We start from the raw sequence: 13,147 nt of genomic DNA, 5'->3' as shown, positions 1-13,147 counted from the left end.
GCATCGACATGGCCAAACCAGGATTTCGCCTTGCGCTGTTTGCCACCCTGCTGGCACTGATCGTCGTATTGCTGGGCGCCTACACCCGCCTGACCCACGCCGGCCTCGGCTGCCCGGACTGGCCCGGTTGCTACGGATTCATCAGCGTGCCCAAGAGCGAAGCCCAACTGGCCCATGCCGAACTGCACTTTCCCGATACCCCGGTGGAAGCCCACAAGGGCTGGAACGAGATGGTCCATCGCTACTTCGCCGGGACCCTGGGCTTGATGATCGTAGCGTTGGCGGCACGGTCCTGGATGAACCGCCACCGCCCGGGCCAGCCCTTGAAGTTGCCGTTGTTCCTGCTGGCGGTGGTCTTCGCGCAAGCGGCATTCGGCATGTGGACCGTAACCCTGAAGTTATGGCCGCAAGTGGTGACCGGACATTTGCTGGGCGGCTTCGCGACGTTGAGCCTGCTGTTCCTGCTCACCTTGCGATTGTCCGGGGTGCTGCCGGCGCTGACCGTGCCCAAACGCCTGCAACACTGGGCCACGGCCGGGCTGCTGTTGGTGATCGGACAGATCGCCCTCGGTGGCTGGGTCAGCTCCAACTACGCCGCGGTGGCCTGCATCGACTTCCCCACCTGCCACGGCCAATGGCTGCCAGCGGCGGATTTCGCCAACGGCTTCCACCTGACCCAACACATCGGCCCGAACTACCTGGGCGGCCAGCTAGACAGCGACGCCCGCACCGCCATTCACCTGACCCACCGAATCGGCGCATTGCTGGTGACGGTGGTGCTGCTGGGCCTGGCCTGGCAATTGAAAACGGTGGGCATGACCCGCCTCGCCGGCCTGGTGCTGGTCGCGCTGGCGGCGCAGATCACCCTGGGCATCAGTAACGTGTTGTTCCACCTGCCGCTGCCGGTGGCCGTCGCCCACAACGCCGGGGGCGCGGCGCTGCTGCTGACCCTGGTGCTGGTCAATTATCACGCCCGCACCAGCCTGGTCCGGGTCAAGCATCAAGTCCCGCTGCGCTGGCGGTTCAACCCGCATAAACACGGCACCAGCCCCATCACAATAAAAGGAGAGATGCCATGGCAACCCTGACCGGTGCACGCCGCAGCCAGGCGATCTGGCGCGACTATCTGGAGCTGACCAAGCCGAAAGTGGTGGTGCTGATGCTGATCACCTCACTGGTCGGCATGTTCCTCGCCACCCGCGCCGGCGTGCCGTGGACGGTGCTGGTGTTCGGCAACCTGGGGATCGCCCTGTGTGCCGGCGGCGCAGCGGCGGTCAACCACGTGGTGGACCGACGCATCGACGCCGTGATGGCCCGCACCCACAAACGCCCCTTGGCCGAAGGCCGGGTTTCGCCGGCCGCCGCACTGACCTTCGCCCTGGCCCTGGCGGTGATCGGCCAGGCCCTGCTGCTGGCCTTCACCAACCCGCTGACGGCCTGGCTGACCTTGGCCTCCTTACTGGGTTATGCAGTGGTCTACACCGGTTTCCTCAAGCGCGCGACGCCGCAGAACATCGTCATCGGCGGCCTGGCCGGTGCCGCACCGCCGCTGCTGGGTTGGGTCGCCGCCACCGGCCACGTCAGCGCCGAACCGCTGTTGCTGGTGCTGATCATCTTCGCCTGGACCCCGCCGCACTTCTGGGCCCTGGCGATCCATCGCAAGGAGGAATACGCCAAGGCCGACATCCCGATGCTGCCGGTGACCCACGGTGAGCACTACACCAAAATCCACATCCTGCTCTACACCCTGGTGCTGCTGGCGGTGAGCCTGATGCCGTTCGTGATCCAGATGAGCGGGCTGCTCTACCTGGTGTGTGCGCTGGTGCTCGGCGCGCGGTTCCTGCAATGGGCCGTGGTGTTGTACCGTGGCAGTCGGCCGCACGCGGCGATCAACACGTTCAAGTACTCTATCTACTACTTGTTCCTGCTGTTCATCGCCCTGCTTGTAGATCATTACTTACTGTTGAGCCTATGACCCGAACCCAGAAAACCGTCTTCGCCCTCGTGGCCGTGATCGCGCTGATCCTCGGCCTCACCGTCAACAAAGTGCTGTCCGGCAAGGGTGAAGGCGACCCGACGGCGCTGATCGACGCCGGCATCATCCTGCTGCCCCAGGCCCGCCCCCTGCCGGACGTGAAAATGACCGACCAGGACGGCCAGCCCGTGGCCGTGGACGGCTTGAAAGGCAAATGGAGCCTGCTGTTCTTCGGCTACACCTTCTGCCCGGACATCTGCCCGACCACCCTCGCCCAACTGCGCCAGATCAAGAGCGAGTTGCCGAAAGAGGCTGTGGATAAGTTGCAGATCGTACTGGTCAGCGTCGACCCGAACCGCGACACGCCCAAGCAGCTCAAGCAATACCTGGGCTACTTCGACCCACAGTTCATAGGCCTCACCGCCGCATCCATCGAAGACCTGCAAAAACTGGCGAATGCAGTGAGCATCCCGTTCATCCCGGCGGACACCAGCAAACCCAACTACACCGTCGACCACAGCGGCAACCTCGCCGTCATCGGCCCGGACGGCAGCCAACGTGGGTTCATCCGCGCGCCGTTGAATAATCAGAAACTGGTGGCGCAGTTGCCGGAGATGCTCAAGCGCAAATAGCACTGCGATGGGGCAACACCGTTCAGTTAAGCCATGCCAATTCAGTGTGGCTGCTGATTCATTGTGGCTACTGATTCATTGTGGCGAGGGAGCTTGCTCCCGCTGGGCTGCGCAGCAGCCCCCAAAAGGCTAACTGCAATCAACATTGGCTGGGGGAGGACAGGATCTTCCTGCCCCACCCCCTGTGGGAGCGAGCCTGCTCGCGATGAAATCAACCCAATCCCAAAGCCAAACAATCCCCCCGCATCACCAAAAAGCCACCCTCCTACAGCCCCCACCTACACCCCACCAGCAAGCCACGCATCCTTGCGCCTTTGCCTACAACTACGCCAGAATCCGCCCGCTTGTGCGCCTTGTTCCGGGGTTCTATTGTTTTCCTGCCACTGCCCATCAGTGGTCGGGTTTAGTAGCCCGGTTCACATCTTCGGTTGCACAAGCGTCTCATCAGCAGGCATTTGCCTGTTCTTGATGGTGGCTGTGCGCATGGCGCCTTCGGGCGCGCCGGGTTTGGTGTGATCACCGGTCTACTAACTTGCGCACAGCCGCCTCCATCCGTTTAGTAGCGAAATGGTGCGGCCCATTACAGGATCACACCAATGTTCAAAATAACGCCGAACCCACCAGAAGCAGACTCCACCTCCCCCTCCGCCGCCGGCATCAACGCCAAAAAGCTCGACGAAGCTGCCACGCGTGCGCTGGATTTTTATCTGAAACCGAAACCAACGAAGGCGGAAGAGGAACCCAAACCGGGGCAGATATTTACGGTTGTGAAAGACCTTGATGATGAATGCTTGCTTGCCAATCTCACGGAGACGCTGGCTTCGGCTGATGCCATGGTCAGTGACCTCGCCTTCGAGCTGGAAGGGTCACGGCGTCATGTTGCGCTGGGGATTCAGCAGTTGATTGAGTTGAGTTCGTTGTTGGCGAATCGGGTGTTGGATAATGTGGAGCCCGGGCAATAAGTAAGCGTTTCACAACGAAAAACCCGGCGTTCTGCGCCGGGTTTTCTTTTTGCCTTCGCCCTCCTCAAGTGACCGAAAACGGTCAATAGCACTCATCTCATTAGCAGATTTCAAGCCACTGAGATGAACGTCTAAGAACCAGAGCCGATTCCGCTGTTGGAGGTCGCGGAGGTCCGCCACCAGGCAAAAACAGCTTATGGATTGCCGTTGATGAATTTCAGTGGCACGTCGTCAAGTAAGATATAGATCTGCCCCTAGACGAGCGAAACGCAATGCTGATTGAAAGAAGCATAATCTTTAGGATGGATCATGCCGTGATGTCAAATGCTCAAGAGCAAATTCATAGAGAAAGCTTGCACTTACATAGGCAGCATAGTCATGGTAATCGTCAGCTTTTTTAGAATCGCCAAAATCACAGACAGCTTTCATGGAAAAACAACGCGGCTTCGGAGCAGAAGCGAATTCACATGCGGTGAACACTGAGTAGCTTTCCATCTCGATACCTATCAGGTTTTTGTGCCTCTCTCTAGCTTGCTCCATCATTTCAAGTGCTTGAAGTACTGAACCTCCGCTACCCATGGGACCAACTATTACCTCAGGATGATCCTTAGGTTTAGAATAATGAAAACCTTTCCAGATATTTTCTAATAGTAGTTTATTATCTCCCTGCAAGCTAATATTAGTTCGCAAAGTATCATCCAAGCGTCGCTGATAAAGAGCTGGCAAAAATTTTAACTCGCCATCTTTCTTGTCCAGCGTCCATTTTCCGCTTCCGAGATCAAAGCACGGATCGGCGACAAGTACGTCACCCATCTTCGATTTAGTATGAACTCCCGCACATATCCCCGCGATACCCAGATACTTTGGACGAAAAGTATGGATTAACTTAGCGGCAAATACTGCCGCAATTGGCATCCCCATCTCGGGTGATGCAACGACAACTACATCCAGGCTTGTCTTACCTCGTTTAAACTGCGTTTTATAGTAGCGTGCATCGTCATGAGCCACCTTTATTGGAACCCAATCGACCGGCAAATTTTTTATACTTGCCAGCTCCTCCTCAAGCGCAACGTATATACATAAGTCCGTATGGTAATTATTACCATCTGCAGTATACGGCGGCTTATTGTTATCATTAAGATATTCAACGGCATCTTTTATCGTCGACTGCCAACCCATCTGCTCATATGAAAAATCGACGAAACGCCAAAGAGGAAAATTGAAATCTTCTGCCGCGGCGTCAACCCCCTCGCGGTAAGCACTCATACCAATTACGTAGGTCGGCTTGATTGCTTTAAGATTGTTCTTAATGAAATCCAGCAACTCCAAACCGAGCCCAGTGGCAGCTGTCGATACCGAATCTGGAGGAATATTTATATCCAATATAACTAGCTGATACTTGTTTTTCTGCAACTTTCTTTTCGCCGCACTTAAATCGTGAGCATAATCAATATCAGAATAAACCATACCATCAGCGCTATTTACGGCCTCACTGATCAGCCTACGCTTTTCCTGCTCATCCTCAACGATCAAGACCTTCAAACTAATTCCCTCTGATATATTTCAATAAAACTTTTCAACTTGCTTTGCCATTCTAGGCTAGCCTGCCCAAAGTAAACACTTCCCAAAAATATTTCTGGAAACTCTTCAATACAAACCTCTGAAATTTCTCCAAAGGACATTTCCTCTACACCGTCACCAAACTCTGTTAGCTGAGTAACAACAATGGCCTTGACCGTTAGATTTTTAAGTGAAAATTTTCTAAGCAAATCGTAACCACCCAATGGACGCAATCTGCCTTCACGCTTATTTGGTTGCCGATCAAAAGTGGGGAGAGCCATGTCTAAAATAACGATATCAGGCGTATCGCTCTCGCAAGCCCTTAGTCCGCTATTAAAGCTCCCATAGTTATTCAAGTCAGAATGAGGCAATATAGACCTGAGGAAGGCCTGTATTTTTTCTAACTTAAGAAGGTCATCTTCGATAATATATATTTTCATATAAAATCAATATCCTCAATTGTCAATACGACTCTAAAGCTACGCCCATTCGTTTCAAGCTCTAGATGATGAGGCTTCTTAATTTCAAACTCCATGATGCGCCAAATTTTAGATAATCCAGAACCACCTTCAGTACTGGCTTTCGTTAGGCCCGCTCCGGCCCTGTACCTTTCAAGCGACTCAAAAATATTGGACTGCAACTGGGCAATATCAACTGAACACCCAATAGGATTCTCCAAAGTAATCAAGAGAGAATTATCTTTAAATCCAAATAATAACACTACACCCTTGAGATCGCGGGTCACTCCACCATGTATAATAATATTCTGTAAAAGTATAAACAGCGTCTCAACCAGGCCTGATAACAACCGTCCGTGGATCTTACGATTTATGGAGTAATCAACTGATGGAATGAGCTTGTCATTCGTGTAACAGTTAGCAATTTGTTTAAGCGCAACTACAACCACCATCTCCATATCGATTTCTTCTGGATGTGAGGTTTGAGGTCGATTAAACCATCCCGCCATATCTTCCAAAGTTCTCTGAATACGAAGCCTAGCTTCAACTACTTCCTTCTCGACTATGGCAAAGGCAATATTATTAAGCGCAGGCTTCAAGCCATCAAGAACTAGATCAAAAGCTTGGTAAATCTGCTTGCCCAGCGAGTTTGCCAGGTGATCTTTTATCATCTCGGTTGAGTTTTCCGTAAGGAGCCATGCTATCGAAAAAAACTCACTCATAAAGTCATCATAATCGGATATTGTACTCATCCGGACCATGGCTTCAGAACGCATCTCATCCGATAGAGAAAAACTAAATAGTCCTGACGGTGATACATCCGAGCAAATACGAAAGTAATCTGTCAAATATAGCTCTATGAGGGATTCAATCTTCTTGGTGAACCTACCAAATGCAGCTCGCATATTGTCAACTGCATCACCATGGCAGGCGATTTTTTGTTGAAGCAACTCCGCCAACACATACCCACTTTCATTCTTTGTACACAAAACATTAATAAGCGCTGTACGTATATGTCCTTCAAAGACGCCGTGCCTAACAGCTGTGGATAGATGAGTATCGAGACCATAGGCTGGATGAGTAGCAAACGCGCTCAAAAACTGGTAAATCATAGTATCGAATAACGACTCTGCTTCCGAAGCAGGTAACTTTATGTTCTTAAAGCCGGAATTGACGTCCTTTAGTATTTTCTCCAAGGCCTTTGCTAATTTTTCAGCTTGGGTGTTAAGCGAAGGTGAGTCCCTTAGAATGATATATCTATGAAACGTCTCCTTGAACGAAGGAGCAAGGAAATTTTTAAGACCATCCTCATCTACATAAACCTTACTCGATTGAAATTGATGCCAAACACTCGCTATATTTTCATTTCTGGTAATATCCTTAATTTCAGATGCATATGCAGCCTTACAATCTGGATCGATGACAGCCAGCCACTGACATATAGCGATTCGTTCCGCTTCAATTTCCTCTACAGAATCGTACGCGCTGCTATCATCCAGAATCCTTGATACACAAACATATCTTAGAAAGTATATAAGCATTACCAACTCATATCTTGACTGCACTTTAATAAGCTCAGAGGGCTTTTCTACACCTGCGACATAGAGTACATTCTCATGAATATCAGAAAGTTTTCTTTCCCACTTTGAATGAACATGACGTGCTGTTAAATGTATGAGTATTGCGGTGGTAATATCTGACCTGAGTTTTTTTATAGCTAAAGCAGCATTGGATAGCTTTGCCAATGGATATAAATCGACAACATTAGGATTGCACAAGCAGTGTTCCACTGCCAGCTTGACCGCCACTTCTATCTTTCCCTGAGCAAACACGGAGTCGAATAAGTATGATCTCACCCTATCTTTAGGAAAAGAAATAGGAGATGCTAATGCTAGTGCATAATACTTTTCCGCATCATTATATCTCTCTAACTTATACGCCAAATGCCCAGCATATGTATTAACCCGATAGTCCGGCAAATTTAGAGCTAGTATCCCTCGAGTACCTTCCTCAAAACCAAGCTCCATATAGTAAAATAATTTCACTGTATTGAACTCAAGCTGATCCGCTGTGAGATCTGCAACGAAGCCACGCGCAAACCTTCTATCCTTTAGCGAGCTCCAGCTTTTCGGATTAGCCAACGAACCGCAGATTAAAGACAGATTTGATTTCAGCGTTTTTTTATCAACCGCTGGTATATGCCCAGCATTCTCAAGAAAATTCGATATATTTATCGACAATGATAAGGATGGAGAAATCATCGCCAGCTTACCAAGTCTATTTTTTATTTTAATTTGCTCGCTTGCATAGGTTACAGTTTTGGCCATCAAGCTAATAGCTTCACTAATTATGCTTTTGCTGCCCTCATTTCCATGGTCATTACCATACGCTTTATCATAAGCTAAGACCTCAAGCATCTCCGCACTTTTAACATTCTTGATTCCGTACTGACCTAATGCATATCTCTCGTAAATGTTTAGCTCATTAGCATTAATAGGAGCTGGTTGTTTGGTAACCAAATGAACAATATTTTGAATTGAAGGATCAGGTATCCACGATGATAGCCTAACAATTTCATTCAGAGCGCGTTCGGTACCTTCATCTCGCGCAAAGTACAACTTAAGCATCGCAATGTGAGCTAATAGCCTATCGATCAAAGTTTGAGTTTCCTCGACTGACTGCACTATAGCTGTGTTCTCAATCCTATCTAGGTTCGCTGGCGTCAAATGATAAGTAAAATAATATGAAATATCGCCAGGAAATGCCTCTAGCTCACTTTCCACTTCCGCAAAAGTTACATTTTCTTCGCTGCGTAGACTTGTGTGATATGCGACTAATGCACCATGAATACTGAAAAACTCAGTACTCACTATCTCCTCCAAAAAATCCTTCTGTTCCTTCAACCCATAAGTTAGTTGCAGTACGCTAATTTTATTTTTCAACAACCAAATTGAAACACCATAAATCTTCTCGATTTGCACGAGCAAATCCAGCGCCTCTTGAAACTTCCCACTTAAAAATGCCTCATCAAATTCATTCTTAATTAGTAAAAAACCACTAAGTTTTTCTTTAAAAACCGATAACACGGCAGCTGTCCAGATCAGCTCCTCCTGCGACTCCAGCCTATAAATAGCCGGCACACCCTTCCTCATATCGGAGAGAGACTCCGGGAATTGGGTCGGCGCTATTAATTTTAAATAGAGAGGTGTTATTCGAATCTCATCAACAATTTTAGAAAACTGCAGGCTATCTGTGAGGGTCCTAGCGTTTCCTAAGCCAAGCCGCAAAGAAGGCGCTGAGTTCCTTCCTGCTTTAGAATAACTATGAATAGCTCTTACAAACTCTTTCGCGGACGTGATAACGAGCTTCTGACGTTTAGAGCTCATTCATGTACTCTCTTAATTCCATTTAGCTACTCTCCAAAGCTGAACAAGAAATAGAAGCTCATTGCCATTCGCATCAACATTCACGATATTGAAATGCCACCAGACTGTCCAGTCCAAGAGCCCATGAGCTTTCATACCTTGGCATCATTCGATTGGAATACGCCAATCCGAACTACGTTGATGTGGAAACCTAGCGGGCCCAACATATTGATTTTAAACAGTTAATTCTTCGCCTTGAAAACTGTCCACTGTAATAGTCCAAGAGTTCGAATCCCATCGCCTCCGCCATCTTTAGTACGACAAAGCCCCGATGGAGGTATCGGCGTGCAGGACGCTGGTGTAGGCCAGGAGTGTGACACCCGCGGCCTTGGCGGCATCGATCACGGCGCGGTGTTGGGCGGCGCGGTTACCCAGTTCGTTGGAGGAGATCAACAGCAGTTTATCGACACCTTTGAGCGCGGCGGTCAATGTAGCCGGTTGGTTGTAGTCGGCTGTGCGCACAACCACACCCTGTGCGGCGAGGTCCTGGACTTTGCCGGGGTCTCTGACCAGGGCGATGACTTGCTCGGCTGGCACGCGTTCAAGCAGGGACTGGATAACGAGACGGCCCAGTTGGCCGGAGGCTCCGGTGATGGCGATCGTGACAAATACCTTGATGGGGAAAGGACGAAAAGCCATCCTAGAGACCAAAGTAACTTTTTGTAAGTACGTACATAAAGGTAAGTATCGTGGACACACCCACCGGAAATTCCGAGCCGTTTACCGCCGCTGTTTGACGCGGCGATGTACTGAGCGCCGACAGCCCTTCTCGTGAAGTCCTTAAGCACATGACCAGCCGCTGGGGTGTGCTGGTGCTGGTCATCCTTCTGGGCGGAATGCACCGCTTCAGCGAGCTGCGCCGCAAGATTGGCGGGGTCAGTGAGAAGATGCTGTCGCAGACGTTGCAGGGGCTTGAATCGGACGGGTTGGTCAACCGCAAATCGCTGCCGGTGGTGCCGCCGCATGTGGAGTACAGCTTGACGCCGTTGGGGCGGGAGGCGGCGGAGCATCTTGAGGTGATGGTGAATTGGATTGAGGAGAAGATTCCGGAGATTATGGCGGTGCGGTGCGGCGGGGTCGGTTGGAGGGTGAGGTTGGGGACTAATCGGGCCCGCTCAGTAGAGAAGAGGCTAAAAAAACAAAAGCCCGCGTAAGCGGGCTTTTGTTTAGGAATTCGACCCTGATGAAGCACAACCTACGTCAGGGGAGCAGCAGCAGAAACCGTGAAGAGATTGTTGTGAACCACCAACACAGAGCCTGCGCGCACACGGATCGTACTGGAGGAACGTGCTTGCTGCAAAGGAAAACTAACAGGAAAGCAGCAATAGTGCGTCAGACAGACGTATTGACTGTATTGGGTCTGCTTCGCAGCCCAGCGGGGATGAATCCCCTCGCCACAAGGTAGTGGACTGACATGGGCGGCGTGGCGTTTTTTATGAGTGCTTCGCACTCAAGCGGGAGCAAGCTCCCTCGCCACGGGGCCATCTGCCTGCCCTTCAATCAACCTGCTCAAACCGCCGCCGCTTCATGAACAATCCCATCCCAATCGCCACGGCAAAAACCGCCCACAACCCCAGATCAAACCCCAACAAGCGGCTCTGGCCTGCCACAACGGAACCAACCGCACCCGTCGCCACCAACGCCACTCCCAGCCACTTGCGCAGCAGATACGGCTTGAGAAACCGATCGAGCAGAAAGGACACCACCAAGGCAATGACCACCTGAGTAATTACGGACATATAGGTCTCCAGTCAGGTCTTGATGATTAACGTCGAGAGGGTGCGTTGCGGGCCGATACCGCCGTTGACCTGTGCCTCGATGCTGACCAGTACGTCACCCGCATGGTAGGTGGGTAGGATTTCATTTGGATAGAACTCTGTAGCGACAAGGTGGCTGCTACGCTCAAACAGCGGCTAAAAGCAGTGCCGTTTCCTGGACTCCCACCGCCATCGCGCTTGGAACTCTCCCGCCATGAAACCACTGTATTTGGCCTTATCGCTTACCTGCCTCTCACACCCGGCCCTGGCTGAAACCCTCACCTTCGCAACATGGAACCTGGAATGGCAGCGGTCGGCTCCGCTCAGTCAGCGTCAGTTCGAGGAGTGCTCCCAAATCAAGGCCGCTGATCGCGAGCGACTTGAAGAAACACACCCCTACCGGTGGGAATGCAAATCGCCGGCGCAGATAGCGGACATGAAAGCCGTGGCGGCACAGCTGAATGCTGATGTGATTGCCGTGCAGGAAGTCGAGAGTCCTGAGGCGCTTCAGCAGATCTGGCCGCAGGATCAGTACGATTTCTATGTGAACATGCAGAGCCCTTGGATACAGCGCACGGGGTTTGTTGTCCGCAAATCCAGCAGGCTTGAGGTCGGGAGGCTCGGCGATGTTCGCCCGCTTGGAGAGGCCTTCAAGAGTCATGCTCGCCATGGCGCGGAGTTACCCGTGACGATCAAGGGCATGACCCTCAAGCTTTTATCCGTACACCTCAAAAGTGGCTGTTTTGACCAGGCATTGAACAGCGGCTATGCGACCGAGCGCGATAAAGCCAACGGGGTCGTCACCTGCGACGTGCTTAGAAGGCAAGCACCAGCCCTGGAAACCTGGCTCGATAAGGCAATCCAGTCTGGCGCTTCCGCAATGATTATCGGCGATTTCAATCGTCGATTTGACGCGGAGGTTGAACACGAAACAGCGCCAGAAGTGAGTCTTTTTGCTGAGCTTTCAGATGGCGAGCCGTCTGCTGCCAGATTGTTTCGCCCAACCGAAGGTTATGAGGCCCTTCCCGAATGCCGGGGCGGAGGCTCCAAATGGTTCATTGACCACGCATTGATGACTCGCGAGTTAAGAAAGCGCTATGTGGCCGGTTCGTTATCGGAGTTTCCTGTGCCGATGAAGGGCTCTGACCATTGCCCGCTTGTTTTCAGGATGAGGTTTTAAGCAGTTGATTGATTGGTCCATCACCTGTGGGGGCGAATCTGCTCGCGATAGTGCTCTGTCAGTGAACGGAGATGTCGGCTGACAGGGCCCCATCGCGAGCAGGCTCGCTCCCACAGGGGGAATGGGGTCTGATCTCTGATTGAGCGGCGCTTTTTGGGGCGCTTCGTAATAAAAAAACCGGCGTCCTGCGCCTGATGCCGATCAGTTAAGCCATAAACCTGTGGGAGCAAAGCTTGCTCGCGATTGCGGTAAGTAGTCAGCAACGATGTTGACTGATCTGTCGCTATCGCGAGCAAGCTTTGCTCCCACAGGGTTTGTGCCGTTTGATCCTTAACTGACTGGCATTAGCATCCTGCGCCGGGTTTTTTAGTCAGTACGCGATCATCATTTGGAACTGGCCTGCGCCGCTTCAACGATCAGATCCGCAACTTTCTCCGGGTTGGACGTCATCACCACGTGGGAGGCGCCTGGGACGGTGACGGTCTTTTTCGAGCCCGCACGGTCGGCCATGAACTTCAGGGCAGCCTCGGGGATGTTCTTGTCCGCCGAGCCGTAGATGAACCAGGACGGCAGTTTTTTCCAGGCCGGGTCGCCAGAGGCTTCCTTCAAGGCCGCCTCGCTGATGGGCCGTTGGGTGGCGGCCATCAGTGCGGACTCGGCGGCGGGAACGTCGGCGGCGAACTGTTGGCCGAATTTGTCCTGCTGGATGTAGAGGTCTTTATTGCCGTCGTCCAGTGGCACCGGTGCGGCCAGGGTCGGCCCGAGGGTGCCGCCCGGGTAACGGCCCGACAGTTCGATGGCGGTTTCACCTTTGTCCGGGGCGAAGGCCGCGACGTAGACCAGCGCTTTGACCCGCGGGTTGTCATGCACGGCGTTGGTGATCACCGCTCCACCGTAGGAGTGGCCTACCAGGATCACCGGGCCAGCGGTATGCTCGACGATGTCGGCGACATAGTCGGCGTCTTGCTTCACGCCGCGCAGCGGGTTGGCGGCTGCCACCACCGGGTAGCCCTGGCTCAGCAACCGGGTGGCGACGCCATTCCAGCTGGACGATTCGGCGAAGGCGCCATGCACCAGCACGACGGTGGGCTTGGCGGCGTCGGGTTGCGCGGCGGCTGTGCTCTGAAGGGAAGTCAGCGCCATTGCTGCGGTGATGGTGGCGGCCAAGAGCGATTTGATATTGAGCATGATCATTCCT

General features: G+C 52.2%; 11 protein-coding genes and 1 pseudogene. 6 read left to right on the top strand and 6 right to left on the bottom strand.

All coding sequences use genetic code 11. The features are described from left to right. Positions 1-8: 8 nt before the first annotated feature. The 4 genes from CGA22_RS07440 to CGA22_RS07425 all read left to right on the top strand — a co-directional run bounded on the left by CGA22_RS07440 (position 9) and on the right by CGA22_RS07425 (position 3,569). Positions 9-1,088 (top strand): COX15/CtaA family protein, encoded by a 1,080-nt coding sequence (locus CGA22_RS07440; protein WP_188258528.1) that lies wholly within the window; start codon positions 9-11, stop codon positions 1,086-1,088. Then, positions 1,076-1,975 carry a heme o synthase gene (gene cyoE / locus CGA22_RS07435; protein ID WP_139641563.1) on the top strand — a complete coding sequence of 300 codons (900 nt, stop codon included), beginning with the start codon at positions 1,076-1,078 and terminating at the stop codon, positions 1,973-1,975. Before CGA22_RS07440 ends, cyoE begins: the two co-directional genes overlap by 13 nt. Next, positions 1,972-2,607 (top strand): SCO family protein, encoded by a 636-nt coding sequence (locus CGA22_RS07430; protein ID WP_041022352.1) that lies wholly within the window; start codon positions 1,972-1,974, stop codon positions 2,605-2,607. The genes cyoE and CGA22_RS07430 overlap by 4 nt, the downstream gene beginning before the upstream one ends. 596 nt (positions 2,608-3,203) lie before the next feature. Next, positions 3,204-3,569 (top strand): DUF6124 family protein, encoded by a 366-nt coding sequence (locus CGA22_RS07425; RefSeq protein WP_041022351.1) that lies wholly within the window; start codon positions 3,204-3,206, stop codon positions 3,567-3,569. Positions 3,570-3,866: 297 nt separating this feature from the next. Here CGA22_RS07425 and CGA22_RS07420 read toward each other — a convergent pair whose 3' ends face one another. From CGA22_RS07420 to CGA22_RS07405, 4 genes and pseudogenes are all read right to left on the bottom strand, one after another. Further along, positions 3,867-5,111, bottom strand: a complete 1,245-nt coding sequence (locus tag CGA22_RS07420) for a response regulator (protein ID WP_188258527.1) — start codon at positions 5,109-5,111, stop codon at positions 3,867-3,869. After that, on the bottom strand, positions 5,108-5,569 hold the full coding sequence (locus CGA22_RS07415) for a hypothetical protein (RefSeq protein ID WP_041021884.1): 462 nt from the start codon (positions 5,567-5,569) through the stop codon (positions 5,108-5,110). The genes CGA22_RS07420 and CGA22_RS07415 overlap by 4 nt, the downstream gene beginning before the upstream one ends. Then, a complete protein-coding gene (locus CGA22_RS07410) occupies positions 5,566-8,973 on the bottom strand; it encodes a hypothetical protein (RefSeq protein WP_188258526.1) in 3,408 nt (1,135 codons plus the stop codon). The genes CGA22_RS07415 and CGA22_RS07410 overlap by 4 nt, the downstream gene beginning before the upstream one ends. Positions 8,974-9,285: 312 nt before the next feature. After that, positions 9,286-9,651 (bottom strand): annotated as a pseudogene (locus CGA22_RS07405) (NAD(P)H-binding protein); the annotation flags it as partial. A gap of 110 nt (positions 9,652-9,761) precedes the next feature. On the opposite strand from CGA22_RS07405, the gene CGA22_RS07400 reads away from it, so the two are divergent. Continuing rightward, entirely contained in the window at positions 9,762-10,166 is a 405-nt protein-coding gene (locus CGA22_RS07400) for a winged helix-turn-helix transcriptional regulator (RefSeq protein WP_223194711.1), read from the top strand. Between the two features lie 342 nt (positions 10,167-10,508). Here the strand turns inward: CGA22_RS07400 and CGA22_RS07395 are convergent, their stop codons facing one another. Beyond that, positions 10,509-10,751 (bottom strand): hypothetical protein, encoded by a 243-nt coding sequence (locus tag CGA22_RS07395; RefSeq protein ID WP_041023920.1) that lies wholly within the window; start codon positions 10,749-10,751, stop codon positions 10,509-10,511. A 232-nt stretch (positions 10,752-10,983) separates the two neighbouring features. Here CGA22_RS07395 and CGA22_RS07390 point away from each other — a divergent pair, with 232 nt between their 5' ends. Further along, positions 10,984-11,949, top strand: a complete 966-nt coding sequence (locus tag CGA22_RS07390; protein ID WP_041023919.1) for an endonuclease/exonuclease/phosphatase family protein — start codon at positions 10,984-10,986, stop codon at positions 11,947-11,949. A 384-nt stretch (positions 11,950-12,333) separates the two neighbouring features. On the opposite strand, the gene CGA22_RS07385 is transcribed toward CGA22_RS07390, so the two are convergent. After that, positions 12,334-13,143, bottom strand: a complete 810-nt coding sequence (locus CGA22_RS07385) for an alpha/beta fold hydrolase (protein ID WP_041023918.1) — start codon at positions 13,141-13,143, stop codon at positions 12,334-12,336. Between the last annotated feature and the right edge of the window lie 4 nt (positions 13,144-13,147).

Origin of the sequence: Pseudomonas sp. PSB18 (assembly GCF_014596565.1) — a bacterium.
GTDB lineage: Bacteria > Pseudomonadota > Gammaproteobacteria > Pseudomonadales > Pseudomonadaceae > Aquipseudomonas.
The sequence above is the reverse complement of the archived record's forward strand: the minus strand, read 5'-3'. Positions and strand labels throughout refer to the sequence as shown.